At 63.2% G+C, this 26554-nt stretch carries 24 protein-coding genes, 2 pseudogenes and 1 riboswitch; of the genes and pseudogenes, 8 read left to right on the forward strand and 18 right to left on the reverse strand.

What is annotated here, in order from left to right:
- Window positions 1-35: 35 nt before the first annotated feature.
- The 4 genes and pseudogenes from KQH60_RS14115 to KQH60_RS14130 form a co-directional block, all read right to left on the reverse strand.
- Complete coding sequence (locus KQH60_RS14115; RefSeq protein WP_237577047.1) at window positions 36-1280, reverse strand: multifunctional CCA addition/repair protein; 1245 nt, start codon at window positions 1278-1280, stop codon at window positions 36-38.
- 7 nt (window positions 1281-1287) lie between these two features.
- Window positions 1288-1584 (reverse strand): annotated as a pseudogene (locus KQH60_RS14120) (complex I NDUFA9 subunit family protein); the annotation flags it as partial.
- Window positions 1574-1657: pseudogene (locus tag KQH60_RS15110) on the reverse strand (hypothetical protein); the annotation flags it as partial. The pseudogenes KQH60_RS15110 and KQH60_RS14120, both read right to left, overlap by 11 nt.
- 58 nt (window positions 1658-1715) lie before the next feature.
- Window positions 1716-3689 carry a lytic transglycosylase domain-containing protein gene (locus KQH60_RS14130; protein ID WP_237577092.1) on the reverse strand — a complete coding sequence of 658 codons (1974 nt, stop codon included), beginning with the start codon at window positions 3687-3689 and terminating at the stop codon, window positions 1716-1718.
- A 32-nt stretch (window positions 3690-3721) separates the two neighbouring features.
- On the opposite strand from KQH60_RS14130, the gene KQH60_RS14135 reads away from it, so the two are divergent.
- Window positions 3722-4345: a 5-formyltetrahydrofolate cyclo-ligase gene (locus KQH60_RS14135; protein ID WP_237577050.1), complete on the forward strand. Its 624-nt coding sequence runs from the start codon at window positions 3722-3724 to the stop codon at window positions 4343-4345.
- A 16-nt stretch (window positions 4346-4361) separates the two neighbouring features.
- Here KQH60_RS14135 and KQH60_RS14140 read toward each other — a convergent pair whose 3' ends face one another.
- The gene (locus tag KQH60_RS14140; RefSeq protein ID WP_237577051.1) at window positions 4362-4874 is read right to left on the reverse strand and encodes a winged helix DNA-binding protein; all 513 of its coding nucleotides are present in this window, start codon (window positions 4872-4874) and stop codon (window positions 4362-4364) included.
- A 189-nt stretch (window positions 4875-5063) separates the two neighbouring features.
- On the opposite strand from KQH60_RS14140, the gene pxpB reads away from it, so the two are divergent.
- From pxpB to KQH60_RS14165, 5 genes are all read left to right on the forward strand, one after another.
- Window positions 5064-5717, forward strand: coding sequence for a 5-oxoprolinase subunit PxpB (gene pxpB / locus KQH60_RS14145; RefSeq protein ID WP_237577052.1), 654 nt, complete (start codon window positions 5064-5066; stop codon window positions 5715-5717).
- A 61-nt stretch (window positions 5718-5778) separates the two neighbouring features.
- On the forward strand, window positions 5779-6807 hold the full coding sequence (locus KQH60_RS14150; protein WP_237577053.1) for a biotin-dependent carboxyltransferase family protein: 1029 nt from the start codon (window positions 5779-5781) through the stop codon (window positions 6805-6807).
- A gap of 16 nt (window positions 6808-6823) precedes the next feature.
- The gene (pxpA, locus tag KQH60_RS14155) at window positions 6824-7600 is read left to right on the forward strand and encodes a 5-oxoprolinase subunit PxpA (RefSeq protein ID WP_237577054.1); all 777 of its coding nucleotides are present in this window, start codon (window positions 6824-6826) and stop codon (window positions 7598-7600) included.
- A gap of 74 nt (window positions 7601-7674) precedes the next feature.
- On the forward strand, window positions 7675-8415 hold the full coding sequence (locus KQH60_RS14160) for a DUF969 domain-containing protein (protein ID WP_237577055.1): 741 nt from the start codon (window positions 7675-7677) through the stop codon (window positions 8413-8415).
- Complete coding sequence (locus tag KQH60_RS14165) at window positions 8415-9371, forward strand: DUF979 domain-containing protein (protein ID WP_237577056.1); 957 nt, start codon at window positions 8415-8417, stop codon at window positions 9369-9371. The genes KQH60_RS14160 and KQH60_RS14165 overlap by 1 nt, the downstream gene beginning before the upstream one ends.
- Here the strand turns inward: KQH60_RS14165 and KQH60_RS14170 are convergent.
- Window positions 9292-11859 (reverse strand): hypothetical protein, encoded by a 2568-nt coding sequence (locus KQH60_RS14170; RefSeq protein WP_237577057.1) that lies wholly within the window; start codon window positions 11857-11859, stop codon window positions 9292-9294. The two genes, KQH60_RS14165 and KQH60_RS14170, sit on opposite strands and share 80 nt — an antisense overlap.
- Before the next feature lie 557 nt (window positions 11860-12416).
- Here KQH60_RS14170 and pcp point away from each other — a divergent pair.
- Entirely contained in the window at window positions 12417-13076 is a 660-nt protein-coding gene (gene pcp, locus KQH60_RS14175) for a pyroglutamyl-peptidase I (protein ID WP_237577058.1), read from the forward strand.
- A gap of 162 nt (window positions 13077-13238) precedes the next feature.
- On the opposite strand, the gene KQH60_RS14180 is transcribed toward pcp, so the two are convergent.
- From KQH60_RS14180 to KQH60_RS14230, 11 genes are all read right to left on the reverse strand, one after another.
- Window positions 13239-14345 carry a TraB/GumN family protein gene (locus tag KQH60_RS14180; protein ID WP_237577059.1) on the reverse strand — a complete coding sequence of 369 codons (1107 nt, stop codon included), beginning with the start codon at window positions 14343-14345 and terminating at the stop codon, window positions 13239-13241.
- Window positions 14338-15345, reverse strand: a complete 1008-nt coding sequence (locus KQH60_RS14185) for a peptide ABC transporter ATP-binding protein (protein ID WP_237577060.1) — start codon at window positions 15343-15345, stop codon at window positions 14338-14340. Before KQH60_RS14185 ends, KQH60_RS14180 begins: the two co-directional genes overlap by 8 nt.
- Window positions 15342-16514: an ABC transporter ATP-binding protein gene (locus tag KQH60_RS14190; protein ID WP_237577061.1), complete on the reverse strand. Its 1173-nt coding sequence runs from the start codon at window positions 16512-16514 to the stop codon at window positions 15342-15344. The genes KQH60_RS14185 and KQH60_RS14190 overlap by 4 nt, the downstream gene beginning before the upstream one ends.
- The gene (locus KQH60_RS14195; protein WP_237577062.1) at window positions 16511-17440 is read right to left on the reverse strand and encodes an ABC transporter permease subunit; all 930 of its coding nucleotides are present in this window, start codon (window positions 17438-17440) and stop codon (window positions 16511-16513) included. The genes KQH60_RS14190 and KQH60_RS14195 overlap by 4 nt, the downstream gene beginning before the upstream one ends.
- Before the next feature lie 2 nt (window positions 17441-17442).
- The gene (locus KQH60_RS14200) at window positions 17443-18453 is read right to left on the reverse strand and encodes an ABC transporter permease subunit (RefSeq protein WP_237577063.1); all 1011 of its coding nucleotides are present in this window, start codon (window positions 18451-18453) and stop codon (window positions 17443-17445) included.
- Between the two features lie 128 nt (window positions 18454-18581).
- Window positions 18582-20225: an ABC transporter substrate-binding protein gene (locus KQH60_RS14205; RefSeq protein WP_237577064.1), complete on the reverse strand. Its 1644-nt coding sequence runs from the start codon at window positions 20223-20225 to the stop codon at window positions 18582-18584.
- Between the two features lie 137 nt (window positions 20226-20362).
- Window positions 20363-21193 carry a methylenetetrahydrofolate reductase [NAD(P)H] gene (metF, locus tag KQH60_RS14210; RefSeq protein ID WP_237577065.1) on the reverse strand — a complete coding sequence of 277 codons (831 nt, stop codon included), beginning with the start codon at window positions 21191-21193 and terminating at the stop codon, window positions 20363-20365.
- A 37-nt stretch (window positions 21194-21230) separates the two neighbouring features.
- The gene (locus tag KQH60_RS14215; RefSeq protein WP_237577066.1) at window positions 21231-21596 is read right to left on the reverse strand and encodes a phage holin family protein; all 366 of its coding nucleotides are present in this window, start codon (window positions 21594-21596) and stop codon (window positions 21231-21233) included.
- 76 nt (window positions 21597-21672) lie between these two features.
- On the reverse strand, window positions 21673-23094 hold the full coding sequence (gene ahcY, locus KQH60_RS14220) for an adenosylhomocysteinase (RefSeq protein ID WP_237577067.1): 1422 nt from the start codon (window positions 23092-23094) through the stop codon (window positions 21673-21675).
- 30 nt (window positions 23095-23124) lie between these two features.
- A riboswitch (S-adenosyl-L-homocysteine riboswitch) is annotated at window positions 23125-23238 on the reverse strand.
- 32 nt (window positions 23239-23270) lie between these two features.
- A complete protein-coding gene (locus tag KQH60_RS14225) occupies window positions 23271-23993 on the reverse strand; it encodes an LrgB family protein (RefSeq protein WP_237577068.1) in 723 nt (240 codons plus the stop codon).
- Between the two features lie 11 nt (window positions 23994-24004).
- Window positions 24005-24466 (reverse strand): CidA/LrgA family protein, encoded by a 462-nt coding sequence (locus tag KQH60_RS14230; RefSeq protein WP_237577069.1) that lies wholly within the window; start codon window positions 24464-24466, stop codon window positions 24005-24007.
- Window positions 24467-24605: 139 nt separating this feature from the next.
- Here KQH60_RS14230 and KQH60_RS14235 point away from each other — a divergent pair, with 139 nt between their 5' ends.
- Complete coding sequence (locus KQH60_RS14235; RefSeq protein WP_237577070.1) at window positions 24606-25523, forward strand: LysR family transcriptional regulator; 918 nt, start codon at window positions 24606-24608, stop codon at window positions 25521-25523.
- A 291-nt stretch (window positions 25524-25814) separates the two neighbouring features.
- On the opposite strand, the gene KQH60_RS14240 is transcribed toward KQH60_RS14235, so the two are convergent.
- Window positions 25815-26492 carry a PepSY-associated TM helix domain-containing protein gene (locus KQH60_RS14240; protein WP_237577093.1) on the reverse strand — a complete coding sequence of 226 codons (678 nt, stop codon included), beginning with the start codon at window positions 26490-26492 and terminating at the stop codon, window positions 25815-25817.
- Window positions 26493-26554 lie beyond the last annotated feature (62 nt).

Consider the following 26554-nt stretch of genomic DNA (forward strand, 5'->3'; position numbering starts at 1 on the left):
ACCGTGACCGGTGAAATCGAATAGCCGCCGGCACGCTACCGTGCGTCCTCGCGTATCGCGCACTCGACGGCCTGCACGCGCGCCGCATGTACGGCCTCCTTGATGCGGGCCGGCTCGCCGGCCGTGCGTCGCGCGATGGCGCCGGCATCGACGTCGCGAGCGGCCATCAGCGCGACGCGCAGTCGTTCGGCCTGCGGATAAGGGCGCGACGCGAAATTCAGGCGCCCGCGCAAGTCCGCCTCGCAGGCCTGCAGCGCCTGCGCAAACCGAGCCGGCTTACGTAATGCGTCGCTGCGCTCAAGCATACGCACCAGCGCGGCCGCCCCCATCTCCATCACGCGATGGACGTTGCCGTGTTCGCGCGCCACCAACACCGCTAAGTCGCGACAATCGTTGGGCACCCTGAGACGCTCGCACAGCGGAACGATGCGCTCGACGCTACGCGCCTCATGTCCAGTATGGCGCGGCAGCACATGAGGCGGCGTGTCGGCCTTGCCCAGGTCGTGCGTGAGCGCGGCAAAGCGCACCGGCAGCGCATAGTGCCGCGCCGCCGCGTAGTCGATCACCATCATCACATGCACGCCGGTATCGATTTCCGGATGATAATCGGCACGCTGCGGCACGCCGAACAGCCTCGCCACTTCGGGCAGCACGCGCTCCAGCGCGCCGCATTGGCGCAGTACATCAAACATCCGCGACGGCTCGGGCTCCATCAAGCCGCGCGCCAGTTCCTGCCATACGCGCTCGGGTACCAGCGCATCGGCTTCACCCGCCTTAACCATCTGCCCCATCAACGCCAGCGTCTGCGGCGCAACGTTGAAATCGGTAAAGCGCGCGGCAAAGCGCGCGACCCGCAGAATGCGCACCGGGTCCTCGGCGAACGCGTCACTGACATGGCGAAACACACGCGCCTGGAGATCCGCTTGGCCGTTGAACGGATCAATCACAGGCCCGTGCAGCGTGCCATCGGGCGACACCGCCCGCGCCATCGCATTCATGGTCAGGTCGCGCCTGGCCAGGTCCTGCTCCAGCGTCACGTCCGGCGCATAGAAAAACTGGAAGCCGTGATAGCCGGCTGCCGTCTTGCGCTCTGTGCGCGCCAACGCATATTCCTCCTGCGTGCGCGGGTGCAGGAATACCGGAAAGTCCTTGCCGACGGGGCGAAAGCCCTGCGCCATCATCTGCTCGGGCGTCGCCCCGACCACCACGTAATCGCGATCCTGCACCGGCTTGCCCAGCAACTCGTCGCGGATGACGCCACCTACTGCGTACACATTCATCAGCCGTTCACCTTCTCGCGCTCATGCGCTTCGCGCTGGAGCGCACCTGGCGCGTCGCTTCAGTCAGATACAGCAGCGCCACGCTCTGCACGCTCGCACGCTCGAGTATGCCCAGTTCCGGCGCGATGCCCACATGTGCGACGCTCTCTACACTCATCGTATCCAGATTGTCCCGCGTGATCAGCGGCTCGCCTGGCAGATGCTCGAACACGGCCGCCTACAACCTAGCCAGCGTGGGCGGCAAGCGCACGATGCGGGCCGAACGGCCAGCGCGTTGCGACAACGACCCGCTTGCCCGCATCAACCAGCGCGTTCACGATATAGCGGCCGATGAACCCAGACACACCCAGCACCACCACGACGCTCGTAGATTGCATGATTCGCTTCCCAGAGTGAGCACGACGCGCGATGCACACGCTCGCTCACCATGATTCGTCACGACGCAGGCAAGATCACGCCCAAGCGTGCCTTCAGCGACTGCGGTCGGCCCTCGAACAGCACGCCATAGTAGGTTGCGTTCGACAGCACGTTCTTCACATAGTCCCGCGTCTCCGAAAATGGGATGGTTTCCGCGAAGATCGCGCCTTCCACTGGCCGGTTGAGACGCTTTTGCCACTGGCGCGGCCGGCCAGGCCCGGCGTTGTAGCCAGCCGTCGCAAGCACGGCCGAGCCGTCGAACTGATTGTAGATCATCGACAGATAGTTTGTGCCGAGCAGGATGTTCGTGTCGATGTCGTTCATCTGCACACGCGACAGCCTGCCCAGGCCGATTTTCTTGGCGACCATCTGCGCAGTGGCCGGCATCAACTGCATCAAGCCGTTCGCGCCAACGCCGGAGCGTGCGTTGATGATGAAGCGCGATTCCTGCCGTATCAACCCATATGCCCATTCGACGTCCAGCCCGGTTTGCCGCGCATCGCGCTCGACCGTCTGGCGAAATGGCGACAAGTAGCGCAGCGTGAAGTCGTGCTGCGATTGCGTGCGATCCGCGGTGTTCACCGCGCGGTCGTACAGTTGGTTGCGGCGCGCATACGCGGCGGCGGCGAGCAATTGCCGGTCGCTCATCGAGCGCAGCGGCCAATTCCATTCGCGATTGCCGTCCAGGCGCAGGTTCAGCGCATAAAAGCGCTGCGCGAGCGCGAAGCCGGGCACCTTGCTCATCGCATCGACTTGCGCATCGGTAACCTCGGTGCGCGCCGGAACCGTCGTCTTGCGGCCGAGTTCCTCCGCGGCCAATTGGCCATAGAAGTGGAACTGCGAGGCGATCGATTCGTATTGCTGCGCGGCAGCCTCCTTGTCGCCGGCCTGCGCCAGCGCACGAGCATGCCAGTAGACCCACGCGGGCTGCGCGCGCAACGTCGGCGGCATCTGCTCGATGCTCCAACGCACCATGGTCCAGTCGCCGGCTATCAATGCACTGCGCACCCGCCATTCGTAAGACGGCGGGCTCAACAGCGCGCCGGCCGTCAGACGGTACCAGTGCGCAGCCGCCGGCATCTGCTTGATGGCGCCCTGGTATGCGATCGTTCCCCAGCCAAGCGCACGCTCCTGAGGCGTGAGCGCATCGCTAACCGACGCGAATGTCGTCGCGGCCAACGCCGGGTCATTGCGCGCCATCGCCGTGATCGCGACCAGCGCCAATTGGTGTGCCGGCGTATTCGGCGCAATCCCGCGCGCCAAATACAGCGGCGCAGAAGACGTGGCCTGCTCGTACAGCCCCGACTCGGGCCGGTCGCTGCCGAGCGCGTCGACAAGCTTGGACGCCAGGCTCGAGTAGCCTTGCTCGAGCGCCAGCCGGATCTGCGTCCATACGTCATCGGCGCTAAACTGGCCGCGCTGCGCCAGATCGGTGATCAGGTCGATGCAGCCGTCGCCATACCATTTGGGCTCGACGAGCAGCGCACGCGCCGCGTCGGCGACATCCTGGCGCCGCGCTGCCTTGGACTCGAGCGCGTAGCATTTGACCTGCGTATCGTCGTCAAGCACGAACCGTGCATATTGTGCGTCGAAATTGCGCCAATCATGGCGCGCGCCGAGCACCGTGAGGTAATCGTTGCGCATCCGGTCCGCAATTGCCTGGCCCTCGTAGCGCGACAGGAAGTCGAGCACCGGTGCGTCATTCGCATCAACACGCGCGTGCCCCTGATCATCAAACAACGTGGGCTTGATTTGGAAGTACGCCAGATACGATGCAGCGGGATAATCGGGAATGAGTGCCGCCAGCCGCGCAGCGCCGGCCGCGTCGTTCCTGCGTGCCGCCTCGCGAAGCTGCACAAATATCTGGTCCGGATCGGACGGCACGGCGCCAGGCAGCAGCCGTACCGCACAAGCGCTGCCACACACGACAAAAAGCGCCGCCTTCAACGCGCCCGCGACCGCGCGATATACTCGGTGAACACGCACGGGTATCTTTTTTTCACATTTAAACAAGGACTCTGCCAGTGGTCGAAAGCATAGCACGCGAGCCGGGGCCGCCAAGCAAAGAAAACGCAACGCAATCATCGCTGAAGACGACATTGCGTGCCAGGCTGCTGGCCGAGCGCGAGCGCTTCGCCGGTACGCCGCAGCGCACGCAGGCCGACGTCGAATTAGCGGCGCGCCTAGCTGATGTACTGCGGCGGTATTCGCCGCGTTGCGTGGGCCTGTTTTGGCCGGTAGCCGCGGAGTTCGACGCGCGGCGCGTGGTGGCGCACTGGCTGAGCGGCGACGCCGCGCGGCGCGCGGCATTACCGGTTATTGTCGCGCCGCACGCGCCGATGGCCTATCACGCGTGGACACCCGGCTCGCCGATGAAGGAAGGGCGCTATCGGATTCCCGTGCCGGCGCACGAAGACAGCGTCGTGCCAGATTTGCTGCTCGCGCCATGTGTCGGCTTCGATGCATCACGGTACCGACTCGGCTACGGCGGCGGCTATTTCGACCGGACACTGGCCACCTGGCCGGCGCACGTGGACCCGCCGGTCACAGTGGGGATCGCATATGAATGCTCGCGGGTGAACTGGCTGCCACACGAGACGCACGATTTGCCGCTGGACATCATCGTCACGGACGCGATCTGCTATTGATCACCGCCCAGCACGCTTAGAGCGACGTCGCGGCGCGCGCGGCCGTATCATAGAGGCCTGACGCGGTGCGCAGCAACTGCGCGGCGTCGCCGATCTGCCCATTGTCCAGGCCAGCCTCGGCCAGCGTCACCATCAAGCAACTCTCGCGTACCTCGCGATACTTCAGGCAAAGCTCGCGACCCGCCTCGGTCGCCGAAAAAAACACCTCCTTACCAAATTTCTCGCTGGTCACGTAGCCGCGCGCGACCAGTTTTCTTAGCGCGTACGTCGCCACGTGCGTGTCCTCGATGTTCAGCACAAAGCAGATATCCGCTAGTTTCTTCTTGCGCTCGCGATGGGTCACATGATGCAGCAGTGACACCTCGATTGCTGTCATGTCCTTGGCACCCGCCGCGGACATACAGCGCACCATCCAGCGATCGAACGCGTGGCTAGCCAAGATCAATCCATACTCGAACTCAGACAGCTCCGCACTGGTTTCAGACATGAGATGTTCTGACGAGACAATCTTCGTTGGCGTTCGGATCATGCCAGCTGACCGTGGTTCGTTGCAGGGCCTTCAGTATAACGGCGGACAAGCACTCGGCGATGTCTCGTGGAAACACTTATTGATAAATCCTCTATATTTTATTGACAATACGATATAAAAGTATGCCTGAGGCACGCGCGGATCCGCGTCCCCTTCACTAGAACGCATGGCTATGGAGGCAAATCGATGATGACTGCACCAAGAATTTTTCCGCTGGGCGATCAGGCACTAGTATGCGAATTGCCGCCGCCGGCCACGCTCGCATACCAGAAACGCGTGTGGCATGTAGCCCGGATGGCACGCGACTGGCCGCATGTACTGGACGTGGTACCTGGCATGAACAACGTCACCCTGGTGTTTGACCCGCTCCATGCCGATCCGGACGGGTTAGCGATACAGCTGCGCGGCGCTTGGGCGCGGGCCCCAGCCGAGGAGACAGCATGCCGCGTCGTCGAAATCCCGGTGCGCTACGGCGGCGAGGCGGGACCGGACCTGGAAAGCGTGGCACAGCACACCGGCTACTCGCCCCGCGAAGTGGTCGAGCGACACGCCGCCGGTGAATACGTTGTGTTCTTTCTCGGTTTCCAGCCCGGGTTCGCCTATATGGGCGGACTCGACGCAAGCCTGGCTACGCCGCGGCGGCACGAGCCGCGATTCGCGGTGCCAGCCGGATCAGTGGGTATCGGCGGCGAGCAGACCGGCATCTACCCGGCGACGTCGCCAGGCGGCTGGCAATTGATCGGGCGCTCGGACATGGTGCTATTCGATCCGGCCAGGACCCCGAGCACGGCACTGCTACCCGGCGATAAAGTCCGCTTCATCATCGCGGAGGTGCTGGCATGAACAACGCACAGGTGTGCGCCGCGGCGCTGCAGGCGCACAATGACTCGACAAGGAGACACGCATGATCGAGGTCATCCGCGCGGGAACGCTGACGACCGTCCAGGATTTGGGCCGCACCGGCCATCGCCAGTATGGCGTTTGCACTGCCGGTGCGCTCGACACCGTGGCGCTGCAGGTGGCCAACCGGCTAGTGGGCAACGTCCCCGGGGCGGCAGGGCTCGAATTGACCCTGGGGCCAGTGGTGCTGCGGTTCCCGCGTGCCACCCGCATCGCGCTGACCGGTGCCGACTTTCACGCCATGCTCGATGACCAGCCTGTCTACGCATGGCGCAGCCTGCCGGTGCAAGCAGGACAAACCTTGACGCTGCGCGCGCCGTCGATCGGCATGCGCGGCTACTTGACGATTGCCGGTGGCATCGATGTGATGCCGATGCTCGGCTCGCGCTCGACGGATCTGGGCTCGCATTTCGGCGGTCTCGCAGGACGGGCATTGAAGGACGGCGATCGCTTGCCGGTCGCGCCACTGCCCGCGAGCGCGCGCAATCCCGCGTTTAGCCCGAAAGCGCCAGCGTTTGGGGTCAAGCCACCCTCGTGGTGCGCATTGGAGCATCTTGAGCAGGGCGCAGGTCACCGGCTCGGCGCCATCGCGGCGCGCGTGCGAGTCATACCCGGCCCCGAATATGCAAGCTTTTCGACGCAGGCCCACGCCGCGTTCTGGAACGAGGACTGGGCGATCACGCCGAACAGCAACCGGATGGGCTTCCGGCTAGCCGGCCCGGTGCTGGAGCGGCAAAGCCCGATCGATCTGCTATCGCACGGCGTGCTACCGGGCACCATCCAGGTGCCACCGAATGGGCAGCCGATCGTGCTCATGAGCGACGCCCAGACTACCGGCGGCTACCCGCGGTTCGGCAGCGTGATCGCCGCGGACCTGTGGCTGCTCGCGCAGGCCCGGTTGAACCAACGGGTTCACTTCATCCAATGTTCGTTGGAACAGGCGCGTAACGCGCTGGTGGAACTCAACAAATATCTGCGCCATATCGAGTTGGCCATTGCACTACAGCAGGAGCGCTGTAAAGCTGCGGCATGAATTGAAGGCAGGAGACATGGAAGTCGATCTGAACGCCGATCTTGGCGAAGGGTGTGGCAACGATAAAGCGCTGCTCGAACTGGTGAGCTCGGCGAATATCGCGTGCGGCTGGCATGCGGGCGGCCCCAGCATCATGCGGCAAAGTGTTCGCTGGGCCATCGACCAAGGCGTGGCGATCGGCGCGCACCCCAGCTTCAACGATCCGGACAATTTCGGACGTGCCGAAATGGAACTACCGCCTTCCGATGTCTATTCCGGTATGTTGTACCAACTCGGCGCCCTTGCCGCGATCGTGCATGCCGAAGGCGGCAGGGTGGCTCACGTCAAGCCTCATGGCGCCCTGTACAACATGGCCGCGCGCGATATCACGCTGGCCAATGCGATCGTTGCTGCGGTGCGCGACTTCGACCCGTCGTTGGCCGTGTTCGGCCTGGCGAATAGCCGCCTGATCGAAGCAACCCGGCGCGCCGGGCTGCTTGCGATCGAAGAAGTGTTTGCTGATCGCGGCTACCTGTCCGATGGCTCGCTAGTGCCACGCAAGCTGCCCGGCGCGCTGCTCGAAGACGAAGACACGGTGTTGGAGCGCACGCTGGCGATGATCCGGGACAAGCGCGTGAGGTCCGTGGACGGGCAGTGGGTGATGCTGAATACCCAGACGATCTGCTTGCACGGAGACGGGCCGCACGCACTCGAATTTGCCCGCCGCATCCGCGCGCGGCTGGCAACTGAAGGCATCCGGGTTCACGCAGCCCGCCACGTCGCGATGGTGGCGGGCTGCGCACCCGATGCTTGACAACACAGCCCGGTCCATGAAGCCGGGTTTTTCATGCTTGTTCACCACCGCTGGACTTGCCATTTGGAGATCTTATGCAAACCACCATCAATCTTTGGCCACTGCTCGGAGTGGCCGTCATCATTGCCGGCTTCGTGCTGCGCTTCAATCCGATGCTCGTGGTCGCGGCCGCCGCGATCGTGACAGCCACCGCCGCTCACTATTCGCCGACCCAGATCCTCGCGCAAATCGGTATCGGCTTTGTTAAAACGCGTAACCTTCCACTGATTATCCTGCTGCCACTCGCGGTCATCGGCTTGCTGGAGCGTCACGGGCTGCGCGAGCGGGCTCACCAGTGGATCGCCGGCATCAAATCCGCCACCGCGGGACGCCTACTGATCGTCTATCTGTTCGTGCGGGAAGTCACCGCCGCGGTGGGACTGACCGGCCTGGGTGGTCATCCGCAGATGGTCCGTCCTTTGATCGCGCCGATGGCCGAAGGCGCCGCGCAAACGCGCTATGGCGCGCTTGCCGATGCGGTGCGATATAAGCTGCGGGCATTTTCCGCGGCCACCGACAACGTCGGATTGTTCTTCGGCGAAGACGTGTTCGTGGCATTCGGCGCGATCGTGCTGATGACCACCTTCCTGCATGAGGCGGGCATCGACGTAGTGCCGTTGCATGTCGCGCTGTGGGGTATCCCGACCGCGATCTGCGCCTTTCTGATCCATGGCACACGGCTGTACCTGCTTGATCGGTCGCTGGATCGAGAGCTGCTGACCCAGCCGCGCGGCGCCGGCGCTCACCCCAACCCAACAAGCGGAGAACAAGCGTAATGCTGTCGATCAACTACCTTTACTGGCTGGTGGGCATCCTGCTGGCAATCGTCGCGGGCATGATCGTCACCGACACCACGCATCCGAAGCGCTGGCTGGCCGGCACATTTTGGGCCTTGGCAGCCATCATCTTCCTAATCGGCGAGCGCCTGCCGGCTGAACTGGTCGGTGCCTTTGTCATCGCGATGGCACTCATCGCCGGATTCGGCGGCGTGGCCGGCGGCAAGGCAAAAATGCTCTCGGCGGAGTTGCGCACGGCGAGCGCGAAACGACTCGGCAACAAGCTGTTCCTTCCGGCGCTGACGATCCCGGCCATCACCGTCGTGCTCACGCTGGCCGCGCCGCACCTGAATGTCGGCGGCACGCCGTTGCTGGACCCGAAGAACGTCACGCTCGTGGCATTCGGCATCGGCTGCCTCGTCGCCGTGACGTTTGCGTGCCTGCTCACGCGCGACACGCTTGCGCAGTCGACCCGGGAAACACGGCGTCTGGTCGATGCGCTGTCGTGGGCGGTGCTGCTGCCGCAGATGTTGGGCATGCTGGGGCTGGTGTTTTCGGATGCGGGCGTGGGCAAGGCAGTGGCTCACTTGACCACGGGCTACATCAACATGGACCTGCGAGTAATCGCGGTCGCGGTGTACTGCATCGGCATGGCGCTCTTTACGGTCATCATGGGCAACGGCTTTGCCGCGTTCCCGGTCATGACCGGCGGCGTCGGCGTGCCGGTGCTGGTCGGGGTGTTCCACGCCGACCCGGCCGTGATGGCCGCGATCGGCATGTTCTCCGGCTATTGCGGCACGCTGCTTACGCCGATGGCCGCGAACTTTAACATCGTGCCGGCAGCGCTGCTGGAGTTGCCCGACAAGAATGCGGTGATCAAGGCGCAAGTGCCGACCGCACTGGCGATCCTCGTGGCCAATATCGTGCTGATGAACATGCTGGCGTTTCGCGCGTAGCATTGAGTTGAGGGGTGCCGGCTTGCGGCGCGAGGCGGGCTCTCGTGTCAGCGCCGGCGCTGACAGCGGCGGGCGTGGCAGTGGTGACTGTGGCACTGGTAGCGGCGGCGGTGGCACCGACAGCGGTAACCTTGGCACTGGCAGCGGCGGCGGTGACACCGACAGCGGCGACCTTGACGCTGCCAGCTTCGCTTAGTGCCGCGCGTTGCATGGCGGTGCGCTTTGCTGGGTCCAGCTCGCCTTGGCTGGCCATCCGCTGTTCCCATGCGTGCCCAATGCGCGTGGATTGGAGCTCCGTCTCGACCAGCTTGCCGCGCAGGTCCTTGTAGCGCACCGGCGCTTCCTTCATCAGGTACGTCGCCAAGCGATCGTGGCTGGCTTCCAGGTTCGGCAGCGGCCTATCCGCATCTGGCAGCGTGCCCTGTTGCGTGCTGATGAACTGTTCGATTGCGCAAGCGAGCAACTGCCGGCTGCCCGGGGTCCCCGCGGGTCGGCTCGCCAGCACGCTCAGTGCATCGCGCACGAGCACAGCCTGGCGGTAGAGGCATTCGTCATTTTCGATGTCGCGGCTTAATCCCAGCACAAGCCGTTGTACCTCGGAGACGGCCACGTCCGGCATCGGAGCGGTGACAGGGGTTGGCACGTCCGCCACGCCGCGACGATGCGCTGGCATCGCGCGTATATCGGCATTGAGCCCGCGCTCGATATGACTATACGCGCGGTGCTTGGTTTCAAGCTTACGCTCCAGATAAATCAGTTGCGTCTCGATCATTTGCTTGAGCACGTGCGCCTGTTCGGCATGATTCGCTGGGTCGGCAAGCCACGCTTTTAGGCTCGTTCGTGTCAAATGGCGCCGCGACGCATTCCATGCATTGCGCGCCGCACCGGACGCATTGCTCCACGCGCTGCGCGCGGCCTGCGAGGCCTGCGTCCGCGCATCTGGACGGACCGTACGAGCCAACGCCGATGCGGCCTTGGCCCGGCCCACTACTGCCTCCCCAGCACGCCGCGCGAGCTGCGTCAGTTGCTGCTTACCGTTCGGTTTGGGACCCCGTCGGCGAATCACCTCGTCGTCGTCGGCTGTATAGGTATATTGATCGTCAAACCGCTTCGCGCATTGCGCGGCCACGTCGGCAAGAAAGGCCTGGCGCTGGTCCTCGCGTGCCGCCGCTTGGTAATAGAAGACCTTACGCAGATCAAAACCTGCCCCCGGTCGATCGTCCGCGCATAACAAATCGACACTCGCCAAAAAATGACGATCGAGCTCGGGGTCATCGTCGTGATAATAGCGCTGATAACGCTGAAGTTTGCCGTGCCCCTTCAGGTACTGCATTGAGAAAAAGATCATCGCGGCGCTGGCTAGGCCTGTCCCGGCCATCAGCACAACCGGCGCGGCCGGCGTCGCGAGCGCGGTGCTGCCCGCCGCGACGATGCCAGCCAGCGCAAGCTTGGAGACAGTGCAAGCGGTATAAAGGCCGCTACCGGCGACAAACCCTTTATTCCAGTCTGTATAGCGTGTGAAGAACGCATCGTGCTGCTGGGTCTTTTCGCGAAGAAAACGTGCATAGCGTTCGCTGAGCGTGTGCTCGTCATACGGCGGATTCATTGACGCGTCGAGCTGGCGCTGCGCTTCGGTTCGTTTCAGCCAACAAGCTATTCTCGACTCCGTACTTTGCTTTTCTGCACGGAACGCGTCGCGCTTTTTACGTGACTTGTGCAGCATGTAACCGCCGAGCGCCAGCGAACCGGCCGCAGCCATCGGACCTAGTACTGCCGAGCCGACCATGCCTGCAGCGCCGGCAGCGGTTGTTGCAGCAGCGCTACCTTGCTGTCCAACGTAGACGCCCTTTAACGTGGTATCAACGATGCATTTGGTCGCAATGGCGCTACCGGACGCGAATGAACTGGCGCCAATCACCTTGTCCGCATCGTTCTGCTTGCGCAGAAAGCGCAATGCGGCACGCCGCTCCTGCTGGATGGCGGTGAGCTTGGGCAGCGGCTGACCGCTTACAAGCGTCGCATGAGCGACCGTACCATCATTGCACTGTTCTGCCGTGCCACCCACGTTGTGACGTCGCGCATCAAGCAAGGCAGAAAGCGCCTGCAGCGTGACTATTTCTTCGTCCACTTGATCGAGTGCCTGCGCCAACGCCTTGTCAGTCTTGCGCGCGCGGCGCCATTCAGCAAGGCCCTCCTTGATCGCCAGCCCCGCCAGCGCCAGCAGCGGTCCAGTCATGCCGGCGGTCACCGCCATATCCGCGATGCCATGCGGAATGCCCGCATCCTTGAGCCATCCCACCGGGTCATGTGCAAGCAATTCCGATGCTTGCCTGAACGCTGCGTCAACGCCGGCGCCATCACCCTTTGACACTTGAACCAGCGTAACGACCATCACGTACAGGCAATGCACGAACTCGTCGGCATCGATCGCCAGCGCGCCACAGCGCTCCGAACGCTCGCCGAGCCGCTGCTCCACCAGTCGCTTCACTTGGGCGTACAGCTCGCTAGGGCACTCCAGTCCCCACATCGGGGCCGAGACCGTACCGCGACGCCATGCTTTCAATCCGTCGAGGGTTGCAGCATGCTTATTGATGAGCGAACAGGGCGCTATACCCCATTGAATATTTTGGGGCGGCACCTTCCGGCATGAACGCGTGCCATCGCTGATAGCATTTAGCTCCTCAAGCAATCCTGAACAGTCGGCAACGGATGCGATCTCCACCTCGATCCTCGGCGGACCGGAATGGACATCGGCCTTATCTTGGTGAACGTGTTTTTTCGCCCGAGAGGCGCCGGCCAGGGGCAAGCCATTTGAAAAGGTAGGAAAGCTCAGCATGAGTTGCGATCGAACAATAGACGCAACCCATATTAACGATAATAATTATCATTTGCATTTTTGACACGAAGCGAGACGCTTTCGCGCGTACAACGCTGTGATGCAAATTGAATGGCTTTTGCCCATGCCGCCGGGCATCATATCGTTTTGGCCATGCGCCGCCTGGCTACGTCGCCATCGACAATCACTTCATTTAGGAAAACCGTACGATGCATACCGTGCTGCTAACCGGTTTTGAGCCATTTGAAAATGAACCGATCAATCCATCGTGGGAGGCCGTGCGCGCACTCGACGGCGCGCGGATCGCGACTCCATCTGGCGACGCCATCGTACACGCGCGGATGATGCCAGTGCGCTTTCGCACGCTCGACCAGGCGCTGCTGGACGCGATCGATGCAACGCGTCCGTCACTGGCAATCTGTGTCGGCCAAGCTGGCGGGCGGGCAGACTTATCCGTCGAGCGCGTCGCCATCAACGTGGACGATGCACGCATTCCGGACAACGATGGTTACCAGCCGATCGATGCTCCGATTGTCGCCCACGGGCCGGCGGCTTACTTTTCCACGCTGCCGATCAAGGCGCTCGTCCACACGCTGCGCGAGGCGGGCATCCCTGCGTCGGTGTCGCAAACGGCCGGCACCTTCACGTGCAACCGCCTCTTCTACATTCTGTCGCACTACATCGCGACACGTGCACCGCAATTGCGCGGTGGCTTCGTGCACATACCCTATACGCCGCGACAAGCCGCGCGCCACCCGAGCCAGCCCAGCCTGCCGACCGCATCCGTCATTGAAGGGCTGAAGGTCATTGTGCGCACCGCCTTGTCAGTGCGCATGGATTTGCAGGAAACGGGCGGCGCGTTGCACTGAGCGGTCCACGCTGGCCGGCCGCCTCCGCACGATCCTGCCGCCTCGGCACAGCCCAACCGTCTCCGCACGATCCTGCCGCCTCGGCACGGCCCAACCGCCTCCACGCGATCCTGCCGCCTCGTGGCCAGCGCCGTGATAGCGACGCGAGTAGCTCGGCACCGGTCAGCGCGGCACGACATCAAAGCCGCGATCCCGCAACAGCGCGAGCACGCCGTTCGGCCCACCGAGATGCAGTGCGCCGATCGCGACGAAGATCGGCCTGTTGGGCTCGGCAAGCAGCAGCATGCGTGCAACGAAGCGCTCGCTGCGCTGGTACACAATCCGATCGTCAATGCGCCGCGACAACGTCGGCGAGCGCGCTAGCTTCGCCGATTGCCGCGCCTGCCAATTCGCCATCGCATCGGCATCGCCGGCCCGCCATAGCGCATGCAGGATGCGCACGTCGGATACATTGTCGGCTGGCGCCTGCCGCAAGTCCTGCGCGAGCATTTCGCGCTGCTCGGCGAGCGTCAGTCCGGCGAAGGCGGCGATTTGCTCATCGCGCGTCTCGAGACCGATGATACGCCCCACGTACAGATTTTCGAGCTGTGGCTCGGAGCCGTACTCGGCCTGCAACCCAGCCGACAACGAATCGTAGGTTTCGATCAGCATCGCCGCCAACCATGGGCGAGTCTTGCGGATCACCGCGAGCCCGGCTGGATTGCCACGCATGCGACGCACGATCTTCGCCCACATATCGGCCGGCAGCAACCGTGGTAGACACGCATACGAGCACATGCCATAGCGCGCTACATCGTCCTGCGACACCACCAGGTCGTCGGGTGAGAGCTCGAACGCCACGCATGAGGCGGCGCGCAACGCATCGATGATCGGTTGCCGGAACGGCTGCTCGGCGGGATAGTCAGCCGGGTCGCCAACGTGCAGCGTGCCGAACAGGTACAGTGTCAGCGCACCTTTGGTCGCAACATAGAACGGCATGTGTGCAGGCCGCGATACACGCACCTTGGCGGCGCCGGGCTCGCTAGGCGCCATTGCGTCGTCGGCTTGCGGCGCCGGCTGACCGTGCTGGCGCGGCGTGGCCGCGTTGGCCTGGTTAGCGAGTATCGGCACGGTTGGCGGCCCCAGCGGGGCCTGCACCATGGACGCGCCAGACAACGCGTGCGCGGATGATGCGATACCGGCCAACAATCCGAAGGCGAGCCGCCACGCGAGCAGCTTGGCCAGGCCGGTATTGCGTCGCGCGCGGCGACCTCGCCGCCACTCAAGCATCCATCTCCTCCGCACGATGGCAGGCCACTTGGCGGCCGTCGACGTCGCGCAACCTCGGCTCCTCGGTCACGCACCGCTCGATCCGGTACGGACAGCGCTGATGGAATGGGCAGCCGCGAGGGGGATTCAACGGCGACGGCAACTCCCCCTCCAACTTGGTCTTGATGCGACGTTCAGATTCGAAAATAGCCGGTGTAGCCGACATCAACGCGCGCGTGTACGGATGCCGTGGCCGCGCGAAGAGGGTCGACTTGTCCCCCCGTTCCGCGATGCCGCCAAAGTACATCACCATCACGTCGTCGGCGACGTGCTCGACCACCGCGAGGTTATGCGAAATGAATACGTAGCTGGTGCAGAACTTGTCCTGCAGATCCATGAACAAGTTCAAGATCTGCGCCTGGATCGACACATCCAGCGCTGACACTGGCTCGTCGGCCACGACGATGCGCGGCGTCAAGATCATCGCGCGCGCAATCGCCACGCGCTGCCGCTGCCCGCCGGAGAACATGTGTGGATACCGCTTCGCGTGCTCGGGCCGCAGGCCGACCGTGCGCATTATCTCGGCGATGCGCGATGCCCGCTCGCCGGCGCTCATTCCGGTATTGATTGCAAGCGGCTCGGCCAGCGTCTGCTCGACCGTCTTGCGCGGGTTCAACGAGGCAAACGGGTTCTGAAACACCATCTGGACACGTTTGCGCAACTCGACTAGCTGTTCATGCGTGGCGGTCGCGACATTGGCGCCATCGATCAACAGACGGCCGGACGTTGGGCTCTCGACCATCGTCAATTGCCGCGCGAGCGTTGACTTACCGCATCCCGACTCGCCGACGACCGCCAGCGTGCGACCACGGGCGAGCGAAAACGACACGCCGTTGAGCGCCGTCACGGTGGCCGTGCCAAACATGCCGCGGCGCACCTCATAGTGCTTGGTCAATCGGTCCGCAACCAGCACGGCATCCTCGGCCGTCGCTGTGTCGCGGGCATGCGCCACCGCGCTCATCGTTCACCTCCGTTCTCGTGCGCGCCGCGCAGGTGCGGGTCATGCCGGCCGTCGGCAACGCCGCCGGCGGGCGGTGCAGCCGGCGCCGCGACGCACTCGCTGGCGTCGTCTCCCGGCGTCGCGCCGGCCAGCGCGATGTGTCCCGCATCGAGTATCGGCGCCGCAACCTTTTCCACATTCAGCACACGGATGCAGCGGGCGCGCATCGCGTCGTCCTGTGCATCGAGCTGCGCGAGCGCGGGCCGCCCCTTCCAACAATCGTTGATCACATACTTGCAACGCGGCGCGAACAGGCAGCCACTGGGGCGGTCGCCGCGGCCAGGCACCATGCCGGAGAGCGCCGCGAGCCGCCGTGCGCCACGGTTGTGCTCGGGAATGGCCGCCAGCAGCGCCTCCGTGTACGGATGATGGGGCGCCGAGAAAATATCCGGCACGCGGTTCATTTCGATGATCTCACCCGCATACATCACCGCGACCCGCTGCGCGACCTCAGATACCACGGCCAGGTCGTGCGAGATCAGCACGAGCGCCATACCACGCTCCTTTTGCAACCGCACCAGCAGGTCCATGATCTGCGCCTGGATCGTCACGTCCAGTGCGGTGGTCGGCTCGTCGGCGATCAGTAGCTTCGGGTTGCACGCCACGGCCATGGCAATCATCACGCGCTGGTTCATCCCGCCCGACATCTGGTGGGGAAACGCGTTGATGCGGTTCCTCGCGTCCGGGATGCCCACCTGCTCGAGCAGGTCCAGCGCGCGGCGCTCCAGGGCCGCGCCACGCAACCCTTCGTGCAAGCGGAGCACTTCCTTGATCTGGTAGCCGACCGTATAGCTTGGATTCAGGCTCGTGAGCGCGTCTTGAAACACCATCGCGATGTCCTTGCCGACAATGCGCCGGCGCTTAGCCGGCGACGCACGCAACAGGTCAACGCCATTAAAGCGCAGTTCGTCGGCGCTGACGCGCCCCGGCGGGTCGATCAGCCCCATCAGGGCCATCGACGTGACGCTCTTGCCCGAACCGGATTCGCCGACAATGCCGAGCACCTCGCCGGCGGACACCGACAGATTCACGCGGTCAACCGCGGCCAGTCCGTCGAAGTCGACATGCAGGTTGCGGATCGTCAGCAACGGCGCGCCTACATCACACGGTGCATTCGAATTCGGGCTCATGACGACCTCTTCAATTTCGGATCAAGTGCATCGCGCAACCCGTCACCGAGCAGGTTGATGGCCAGCACGGTGACCAGAATCGACAAGCCTGGCATCGTGACGATCCACCACGCGTTGTCGATGTAGTCGCGCGCGGAGGCCAGCATCGCGCCCCATTCGGCTGAGGGCGGCTGTACGCCCAGGCCGAGAAAGCCGAGCGCGGCGGCATCAAGGATCGCGGTCGAGAAGCCGAGCGTGGCCTGCACAATTAATGGCGCGGTACAGTTAGGCAGCACCTGAGAGAACATCAGGCGCAACGTGCCAGCGCCCGCCACGCGCGAGGCGGTCACATACTCCTTTTGCAGTTCGCCGAGCGCAGAGGCGCGCGTGAGCCGCACGTAGGCGGGCAGCGCGACGATTGCAATGGCCAACATGGTGTTAGCCAGTCCGGGACCGACCACGGCCACGACTGCCACCGCGAGCAACAACGACGGCAGCGCGAGCAGCACGTCCATCAGCCGCATAATCGGCGCGTCACCCCAGCGCGGAAAGAACGCGGCGGCCAGGCCCAGTACGATGCCCGGCACCAGCGCCAACGCGACCGACACCAGGCCAATGAAGAACGACAGCCGCGCGCCGTACATCAGCCGCGACAGGATGTCGCGTCCCGCTTCGTCAGTGCCCAGCACGAACTGCCAGTTGCCGCCAGCGAGCCACGCCGGTGGCAACTTGACGAACTCCCGGTACTGCTCGATCGGGCTATGCGGCGCCAGCAGCGGCGCGAACAACGCGACCACGATCAATATCGTGACCACCACGAGCGCGCCGACGGCGCCGTGGTTGCGCGAAAACTGGGCCCAAAATTCGCGCGCCGCCAGCCAGCGTCCGGACGGCGGCGGCGTCACCGCCTGCTGCGATGACAGGGGTTGGGTGGGCAAGTTTGCCATCGTTACCTCGTGTGGCGAATGCGCGGATTAAGCACGCCGTACAGCAAATCGACGAGCAGGTTGACCACGATGACCAGCGTCGCGATCATCAAGATGCCGCCTTGCACGACCGGGTAATCGCGGCGCGAGATTGCGTCGATCAACCACTTGCCGATTCCAGGCCACGAAAACAGGGTCTCGGTCAACACCGCGCCCGCAAGCAAAGTACCGACCTGCAGCCCGATCACCGTGACAACGGGAATCAGCGCGTTGCGCAGCGCGTGCACGAGGACAACCCGCGCCGGCGACAAGCCCTTGGCGCGTGCAGTGCGAATATAGTCCTCGCGCAGCACCTCGAGCATCGACGAGCGCGTCATCCGCGCGACCACCGCCAGCGGAATCGTGCCCAGCACCACCGCCGGCAGGATCAGATGCGACACGGCGGACTTGAACGCGCCCTCATCGGTGGACAGCAGCGAATCGATCAGCATGAAGCCGGTCTTATAGGGGATGTCGTATTCCACCGCGATGCGCCCGGACACCGGCGTCCAGCCGAGCGTGACCGAGAACAGCATGATCAGCAGCAGTCCCCACCAGAAGATCGGCATCGAATAGCCGGTCAACGCGGTCCCCATCACCGTATGATCGAGCCACGAGCCGCGCCTGAGCGCCGCGGCGACGCCCGCCGGCAAGCCGAGCAACAGCGCAAACGCCATGGCGCAGACCGACAGCTCCAGCGTCGCCGGAAAGCGCGCGAGGAACTCGTCCATCACACTGGTATTGGTGATCAACGACGTGCCGAGGTTGCCATGCAGCGCACGGCCAACATAGTGCAGATACTGCAACGGCAGCGGCTCGTCGAGCCCCAGGCGATGCAGCGCCTCGGCATGCATCTGCGGATCGACGCCGCGCTCGCCCATCATCACTTCGATGGGATCGCCGGGTATCAGATGAATCAGCGCGAACGCGAGAAGGGTGATGCCGATAAACGTCGGTATGACCATTCCCAGGCGGCGCAAGACAAAACGGATCATGAAAACTTTCGTTTGTGGGTGCCAGTGCGTGAGCGGCGGCGCGGGCTCACGCCCGGGCCGCCGCAGTCCGTGCTCGACGCTTACGCGGCGTGTAGTCGCCAGCGTCACGCAGGACGATGTCGAAACGCTTACTTCAAGCTCACGCCGTCAAAGCGGGTGTAACCCAGCGGGTCGATCTTGAAGTCGACGACGTTCTTCGCAATCGGCTGGTACGTCGTCGAATGCGCGATCGGCGAAAACGGCAATTCCTTGGCAAAGATCTTCTGCGCCTCGATGTACAGCTTCGTGCGCTGCGCCTGATCGGTGATCTCGCGGCCCTTGACGATCCGATCGTCGAAGGGCTTGTAGCACCACCTGTCAAAGTTGTTGCCATGAACCGCATCACAGCTAAGCAGCGTGCCGAGCCAGTTGTCGGGATCGCCATTGTCGCCGGTCCAGCCAATCAGCATCGCGTCGTGTTCGCCCGCATGGGCGCGCTTGATGTACTCGCCCCACTCATACGTGACGATTTTCGCTTTTACGCCAACCTTCGCCCAGTCGGCCTGGATCATCTCGGCCATCAGTTTGCCATTCGGGTTGTACGAGCGTTGCACCGGCATGGCCCACAATGTGACCTCGGTGCCTTCCTTGACGCCCGCCTTCTGCAACAACGCCTTGGCTAGCTGCGGATCATACGGCAACGCCTTGATCGATGCGTCGTACGACCATTGGGTCGGCGGCATCGGGTTGGTCGCGAGTTGGCCCGCGCCCTGGTACACCGACTCGATGATGGCCTTCTTGTTGATCGCCATGTCCAGCGCGCGGCGCACCTGCGCGTTGTCAAACGGCTTGTGCTCGACGTTGTACGCCAGATAGCCAAGGTTGAAGCCCGGCTTGGATGACATTTGCACGTTCGAATCACTCTTGAGCGACTCGATGTCGGCCGGCCGCGGATAAACCGTGATCTGACATTCACCGCGCTTAAGCTTCTGGACCCGTACGCCCGGATCGACGGTGATTGAAAAGATCAGCTTGCCGACCTTAACCGCGCCCGGCTTCCAGTAATCGGGATTGCCGTCGAAACGAATCGTTGCATCCTTCGTGTAGCGCTTAAAAATAAACGGTCCGGTGCCAATCGGCTTCTGGTTCAAGTCCGGCGCGCGATTGGCCTTGAGCAGCACGTCCGCGTATTCGGCCGACTGAATCGATGCGAACTCCATCGCCAGGTTCTGCAGGAACGGCGCGTTGACCTCTTTCAGTGTAAAGCGCACCGTATACGGATCGATCTTTTCGACCTTTGCGATCAGCTTGTCCAGCCCCAAGTCAGTGAAGTACGGGAACTGGACCTTGTACGCCTTGTTAAACGGCAGATTCGGGTCGAGCATCCGATCGAACGTGAACAGCACGTCGTCGGCATTGAAATCACGCGTCGGCTTGAAGATGTCATTCGAGTGAAACTTGACGCCATGACGCAAATGGAAGGTGTATTGCAGGCCGTCCGGCGACACCGCCCACTTTTCGGCCAGGCCAGGCTCGATCTTCGTGCCACCACGCTCGAACTCAACCAGCCGATTGAAGACGGTGAACGTGTTGGCGGTGAAATCGGTGCCAGTGGTGTACTGCGCCGGATCGAAGCCCGCGGGGCTGCCCTCAGAGCAATAGACCAGTGTCTTGTTGGGCAGCGACGCGGCTTGCGCAAGCCCGGCGCCACCCAGTGCCAACGCGGTCGCCACGGCGAGCACGGCATTGTAGGTCGCGCGGTAGGTTTCGGATAACGGACGGTTATGTGGCATGCTTGCTCCGAATTGTCGTCCCGGGATCTCCGGTGTAGGCGCGAGTGTACTGGATTTCGCCAAACCGGCAAGGCGGAAAAAAACGCACGTTCGACGAATTCGCAACGGCCGACGCGCGCCGGGCCTACTCGGCGCGCTCAGACGCGCAAACGCTCGCAAATCGCCTTGCTGGCCACCGCGCCGTTCAGCGTGTAGAAATGCAATCCCGGCGCGCCGTTCACGACCAGCCGCTCGCACATCGCGGTCACGACATCCAGCCCAAATGCCCGAATGGCGTCACGGTCGTCACCAAAGCTCTCCAGTCGCCGCGCAATCCACTTCGGGACTTCTGCGCCGCACATTTCGGAAAACCGCATCAGTTGCGCATAGTTCGTGATCGGCATGACGCCGGGCACGATCGGTACCTCGACACCGAGCTTGCGCACGTCGTCGACGAAGCGGAAATAGGCATCCGCGTTATAGAAATACTGTGTAATGGCTGAATTGGCACCCGCCTTCACTTTGCTTGCGAAATTCTCCAGATCCGCACGCGGCGACCTCGCCTGCGGGTGGTATTCGGGATACGCGGCCACTTCGATATGAAACCAGTCGCCGTGCTCAGCGCGCACGAACGCAACCAGATCGCACGCATAGGGCAGCTCGCCGACCTCTCCCATGCCGGAGGGCAAGTCGCCGCGCAGCGCGACGATGTGCCGAATGCCGTGCGCGCGGTACTGCGCCAGAATGCCGCGCAAGCTCTCCTTCGACGCGCCGATGCACGACAGATGCGGCGCGGCCTTGAAGCCCTCACCCGCCATTTCGAGCACGGTATCCAGTGTGCCCTGCTGCGTCGAGCCACCGGCGCCAAATGTCACTGACATGAACTTTGGCTTGAGCGGCGCCAGCTGCGCACGCGTTGCACGCAATTTGTCGATCCCCTCCGCCGTCTTCGGCGGAAAGAACTCAAACGAGATTTCGGGCAAGGACATAGGGATATTGGAAAAAGATGCGTGCCGCCGGCGTGCTTCAGTACCAGCGCTCGACGGTAAAGCGATGCCCAAGGATCAGCGCGCTCAGCAGATACGACACGATGCTGTACAGGATCGAGCCAAAGAATGCCGACCAAAAGCCGGAGACCTCGAACCCCTTAAGCAGCGTCGCACACAACCAGAAACACAACGCATTGATCACCAGGATGAACAATCCTAGCGTGAGCACCGTCAGCGGCAGCGTGAATAGGATTAGGACCGGCCGGATAATCGCGTTGATCAAACCCAGCACGAGTGCAACGATCAACGCGGTGCCGAAGCTCTTGATTTGGATCGACGGCACGATATACGTGATGATCAGCAGCGCAAGCGCATTGATCAACCAGGTCAGCAATACAGTCATCGCGGGCTCCCTGTGATGCGGCCGGTGCGCGCCGGGGCACGTTATCGATCGTGCCCCGGCGCGCATGCTGCCGTGGTTAGTAACGGTAGTGGTCTGGCTTAAACGGACCGTGCTTGTCCACATCAATATACCGCGCCTGCGCGTCGCTGAGTTCGGTCAGCGTCGCGCCGATGCGCTCCAGATGCAGCCGCGCGACCTTTTCGTCCAGGTGCTTGGGCAACACGTAGACCTTGTTCTGATACTGGTCGCCGCGCGTGAACAACTCGATTTGCGCAAGCGTTTGATTCGTGAACGAATTGGACATCACAAACGATGGGTGGCCGGTCGCGCATCCCAGGTTCACGAGCCGCCCCTCGGCCAGCAGAATCACCCGCTTACCATCCGGGAAGATGATGTGGTCCACTTGCGGCTTGATGTTCTCCCACTGATACTGGCGCGTGGACGCCACGTCGATTTCGGAATCAAAGTGGCCGATATTGCAGACGATCGCGTTGTTGCGCATCGCCTTCATGTGGTCGTGGTTGATCACATGATAGTTGCCAGTGGCCGTCACGAAAATGTCGGCTTTGTCCGCCGCGTACTCCATCGTAACGACGCGATAGCCTTCCATGGCCGCCTGCAACGCGCAGATCGGATCGATCTCGGTCACCCACACGGTCGCGCCGAGCCCGCGCAGCGATTGCGCACAGCCCTTGCCAACGTCACCATAGCCGGCCACCACAGCGATCTTGCCGGCAATCATCACGTCCGTGGCGCGCTTGATGCCGTCCACCAGCGATTCGCGGCAACCGTACAGGTTGTCGAACTTGGACTTGGTCACCGAATCGTTCACGTTGATGGCCGGGAATGGCAGCCGGCCCTCGCGCTCCATCTGGTACAACCGATGCACGCCGGTCGTGGTTTCCTCGGTCACGCCGCGAATGTGCGCGAGGCGCGTCGAGTACCAGCGCGGGTCCGCATCGAGATGGCGGGCAATCGCGTTGTACAACGCGACCTCTTCCTCGTTGAGTGGCTTGGCGATGACCGAGCGGTCCTGCTCGGCCTGCGCGCCGAGGATCAGTAGCAACGTGGCGTCGCCGCCGTCATCGAGGATCATGTTGGCGAACTGCCCGTTCGGCCATTCGAAGATCCGGTGCGCGAACTCCCAGTATTCATCGAGCGATTCGCCCTTGTACGCAAACACCGGCGTGCCGGTTTCGGCGATCGCTGCCGCTGCGTGGTCCTGCGTCGAGAAGACGTTGCACGAGGCCCAGCGCACATCGGCGCCGAGCGCCTTCAGCGTCTCGATCAGCACACCGGTCTGGATCGTCATGTGCAGCGAGCCGGCGATGCGAGCGCCCTTCAACGGCTGTTCGGCCCGGTATTCGTCGCGCACCTGCACCAGGCCCGGCATTTCGGTCTCGGCGATGTTCAACTCTTTGCGGCCCCACGCGGCGAGCGACGGGTCAGCAACGACACAATCCTGGGATAGGTTTTTTTCGTAGACTACGGCGTTCATCACGCCTCCTTTTTCTGTCAAAAGAAATTAAAGACGTGAGCGCCGTTGTAGCGACGACCGTGCGCGTTGAACGCGCACACGGAACCGCCGATCAAGGCGTTTCGAGCCTGGCGGCCGTTAGCCGTCGCAACGCTCCTCGAAACGAACCGTGATTGTAGCAAAACCACGGATATCGCTCAATTGAGCCAGACGGCCAGCAGCGGGGCCAGTAGCACCATGACCACACCACAGATCATCATCGTCAGGCTGGCGACCACGCCCTCCTGGCTGCCCAACTCCCGCGCCTTGGCGGTTCCAGCCCCGTGCGCCGCCGCACCGAGCAGCGCGCCGCGCGCCAACCGGCTCCTGAGCGGCAAGACCGCCAGCACCAGTTCGCCGACCAGCATGCCGACCACACCCGTCGCGATCACAAACAACGCGGTCAGATCGCGCGGCGCATGCAGCCGGTCGGACACTGCCAACGCGAACGGCGTGGACACCGAGCGCGTGAGCAGACTGTGCTGCAGGTCAGTGGACAAATGTAACAACCGCGCCAGCGTGAGCGAGCCGGCAACGCCAGACAGCACGCCCACGGCAACACCGACCGACAACGACAGCCAATGGCGCCGAATTAACTGTCGGTACTCATAGATGGGGACCGCGAACGCAACCGTGGCCGGGCCCAGCAGCCACATCAGCCAGCGAGTATCGCGGAAATAGACCGGGTACGGGATGCGCGCGAGCAGCACGATCGCGCCGAGAGCAACCGGCACGACGAGTAACGGCGTCAGCCAAGGCCAGCGAAAACGGGCATAGAGCGCCTTCGAGACGAAGTACAGCACGATGGTCAGCGCGAAGCACGCCGCCGCGGTCCACGACGCGACACGTTCCGATGCAACCAGCGCGAGCAGCGATGACATGATGTTCCCGACTACACGGCATGCCCGCGGACGCGCCGTAGCGCGAGACGCCGCTCGAGCTTTGCAGTCTGCTCGACCGCGACCGCGACCGCCACCATCGCCAGCAACGTGCCGCCCACAACCACTAGCGCAAGACGCCAACCTTGCGCCTTGAGCACGTCGCCGTACTGGACGGCGGCAACCGCGGCCGGAATGAAGAACAGCAGCATTTCGGACAGCAGCCAGTCCGCGCCAGCCTTGACCCAGCGTGGCGCGATGCAGCCAGAAAATAGCAGCACCAGCAGCAGCCCAAGGCCGAGTACACCGCCGTTCATCGGCAGATGCATCACGCGGGCCAGCGCATCGGCCGCTAACCAGAGCAGCGCCAGCAGCGTGCTTTGTACCGCTACGATCGCGCCCCTTTCGAGCGCCCTCGCTACCCGACCCGCTGACGGTACGGCGGGATTGGCGTACGAAGAATTGGCGATCATCATGCACTCCGTGGATCCGATAGGTCACCGTCGCGCGACGGCAACGGCCCCACTATTTATGCGAATCGAGTATAGGTTGCGTCATAGCATAAATATAATGAATTACAATTATAATTTTTATTCCAAAATGGAATAAATCGCCATGGAACTGCGCGCGCTGAAGTACTTTGTCGAGGTCGTCCGGCAGCAGAGCTTTACGGCGGCGGCCGAGCGGATGTTCGTCACGCAGCCCACGATCAGCAAAATGGTCAAGGCGCTCGAGGACGAGATCGGTTCACCGCTGCTGCTACGCGACGGCCGTCAAATGGTGCTCACCGACGCCGGCCGGATCGTGTACCAGCGCGGTCAGGATGTGCTGGCCGCGCACGCGCAATTGCAGGCCGAGTTGGACGATTTGGGCACGCTGGGTCGTGGCCAACTCACGCTGGGCATCCCGCCAATGGGCGGCGCGTTGTTTACCCGTGTCATTGCCGTGTTCCGGCAACGCTACCCGGGCATCGACCTAAAATTATTTGAGCAGGGCTCGCGCGCGATCGAGACCGCGCTGTTGGCTGGGGAGCTAGAATTGGGTGCATTGTTGCAGCCGGTGGACACCGACGTGTTCGACGTGCTGCCGGTCAGCCGCCACCCACTATGGTTGATCGCCCCACAATCGTCGCGCTGGCGCGACGCCGCACAGATCGAACTGACCGAGTTGTCCGATGAGCCCTTCGTGTTCTACGGCGAAAGCCTGGCGCTGAACAATATCGTGCTGGAAGCATGCCGCAGGGCCGGGTTCTCGCCCACCATCGCGGGGCGCAGCGGACACTGGGACTTCATCACCGCGCTGGTGGCCGCTGGCGTGGGTGTGGCGCTGCTGCCCCGCCCGTACTGCGAGCGGCTGGATCCGGCGCGCTTCGCGCGGGTGCCCGTTGAACCGGAGATCCCTTGGGACATGGCGCTGGGTTGGCGTCGCAACGGTTACCTGTCCCATGCGGCACGCGCGTGGCTCGCCGTTGCGCGAGAGCTATTGCCCAACCAGGACGGTGCCGATTTCACCGGGCCGCCAGCCGGCATCTGACAGTTTGCCGCACAAGCCAGCATCGAAATGGCCAACCTGACACGGCTCGATTGCGTGTTTGGCAGCGCGACACGGATGCGCGCCTTGCACGAGCACACGATTCACCCTACGCGGCACCGGCAGGCATGCGGCCGATACCTGGCATGTCCTGTTTAATTCATTTTTTAAAAGGCAATGACAGCCGGTACCTGACCCAGCCGTGACGGAATGTGCGACACCTACTCGCTTCGTCCCACTGGCAGGCCGATCACGACGATGATGCTCAGGGCGGATGCGGCGAACGGGCGCACATCACACGATACCGCATACAACCATCGCGACGAGCGACACGGCGAAGATTGCGGCGCCGATCGTCTTGCGCCGGTTCAGTTCAGTCCACAGCAATACACCGGTCAACGACAGCAGCACCAGACTGCCGGCAATCGTATCGACAAGCAAGGTCCAACCCCTACCCATGCCGCCGCCACGGTGCATATTGTTCAACATGGCGAGCAACGTCCCTTCGGTGCGCTTGACCGATACGGTCGGATTGCCTTGCCAGTATTCGATCAGGATCGACGTCTTTGGACCGGCCAGCATCGCGCTCCAGTGCTCCGGTTGCATCACGCTGCGATCGCCCCACGCGACCTTGTGCGCCGGCTCGCGCTGCGTGCGTCCAATACGGCCATCAAAGCGCAGTTCACGGCCAACCCACTCGGCAAGTGCTTGCGGGGAATCCGGAGCGGGATTGGGCAGCGGCAGCCGCATTTGCGACACTTGCGGCTCACCCGGCGAGATTTTCATCGGCCCGCCGCGGTGATTCAGCAGGAAGCCCGTCACGCCGAACATCAATCCCAGCACCGCTCCCCACAGGCCGATCCAGCCGTGCACGTTGCGTAGCCATTTGAGAAACGTCGAGCGGCGCGAGCGGGACTGGGTCGACGCCGTGCGCGACGCGGACTTGCCGATCGCCGTCGTCGGCAAGTCCACGCGCACGCGCACCGCCGGCTGCGCGACAGCGTCGGCAGACTCGGACACGTCGTTCAGCGAGC

Source organism: Mycetohabitans sp. B8, assembly GCF_021991875.1.
In the GTDB taxonomy this organism is placed as follows: domain Bacteria; phylum Pseudomonadota; class Gammaproteobacteria; order Burkholderiales; family Burkholderiaceae; genus Mycetohabitans.

What these genes read in the sequence shown, in the direction of transcription:
- KQH60_RS14115 (WP_237577047.1), bottom strand. Translation starts at nt 1,280, where the DNA reads ATGAATGTGTACGCAGTAGGTGGCGTCATCCGCGACGAGTTGCTGGGC.
- KQH60_RS14140 (WP_237577051.1), bottom strand. Translation starts at nt 4,874, where the DNA reads ATGATCCGAACGCCAACGAAGATTGTCTCGTCAGAACATCTCATGTCT.
- pxpB (WP_237577052.1), top strand. Translation starts at nt 5,064, where the DNA reads ATGACTGCACCAAGAATTTTTCCGCTGGGCGATCAGGCACTAGTATGC.
- KQH60_RS14150 (WP_237577053.1), top strand. Translation starts at nt 5,779, where the DNA reads ATGATCGAGGTCATCCGCGCGGGAACGCTGACGACCGTCCAGGATTTG.
- pxpA (WP_237577054.1), top strand. Translation starts at nt 6,824, where the DNA reads ATGGAAGTCGATCTGAACGCCGATCTTGGCGAAGGGTGTGGCAACGAT.
- KQH60_RS14160 (WP_237577055.1), top strand. Translation starts at nt 7,675, where the DNA reads ATGCAAACCACCATCAATCTTTGGCCACTGCTCGGAGTGGCCGTCATC.
- KQH60_RS14165 (WP_237577056.1), top strand. Translation starts at nt 8,415, where the DNA reads ATGCTGTCGATCAACTACCTTTACTGGCTGGTGGGCATCCTGCTGGCA.
- pcp (WP_237577058.1), top strand. Translation starts at nt 12,417, where the DNA reads ATGCATACCGTGCTGCTAACCGGTTTTGAGCCATTTGAAAATGAACCG.
- KQH60_RS14180 (WP_237577059.1), bottom strand. Translation starts at nt 14,345, where the DNA reads ATGCTTGAGTGGCGGCGAGGTCGCCGCGCGCGACGCAATACCGGCCTG.
- KQH60_RS14185 (WP_237577060.1), bottom strand. Translation starts at nt 15,345, where the DNA reads ATGAGCGCGGTGGCGCATGCCCGCGACACAGCGACGGCCGAGGATGCC.
- KQH60_RS14190 (WP_237577061.1), bottom strand. Translation starts at nt 16,514, where the DNA reads ATGAGCCCGAATTCGAATGCACCGTGTGATGTAGGCGCGCCGTTGCTG.
- KQH60_RS14195 (WP_237577062.1), bottom strand. Translation starts at nt 17,440, where the DNA reads ATGGCAAACTTGCCCACCCAACCCCTGTCATCGCAGCAGGCGGTGACG.
- KQH60_RS14200 (WP_237577063.1), bottom strand. Translation starts at nt 18,453, where the DNA reads ATGATCCGTTTTGTCTTGCGCCGCCTGGGAATGGTCATACCGACGTTT.
- KQH60_RS14205 (WP_237577064.1), bottom strand. Translation starts at nt 20,225, where the DNA reads ATGCCACATAACCGTCCGTTATCCGAAACCTACCGCGCGACCTACAAT.
- metF (WP_237577065.1), bottom strand. Translation starts at nt 21,193, where the DNA reads ATGTCCTTGCCCGAAATCTCGTTTGAGTTCTTTCCGCCGAAGACGGCG.
- KQH60_RS14215 (WP_237577066.1), bottom strand. Translation starts at nt 21,596, where the DNA reads ATGACTGTATTGCTGACCTGGTTGATCAATGCGCTTGCGCTGCTGATC.
- ahcY (WP_237577067.1), bottom strand. Translation starts at nt 23,094, where the DNA reads ATGAACGCCGTAGTCTACGAAAAAAACCTATCCCAGGATTGTGTCGTT.
- KQH60_RS14225 (WP_237577068.1), bottom strand. Translation starts at nt 23,993, where the DNA reads ATGTCATCGCTGCTCGCGCTGGTTGCATCGGAACGTGTCGCGTCGTGG.
- KQH60_RS14230 (WP_237577069.1), bottom strand. Translation starts at nt 24,466, where the DNA reads ATGATGATCGCCAATTCTTCGTACGCCAATCCCGCCGTACCGTCAGCG.
- KQH60_RS14235 (WP_237577070.1), top strand. Translation starts at nt 24,606, where the DNA reads ATGGAACTGCGCGCGCTGAAGTACTTTGTCGAGGTCGTCCGGCAGCAG.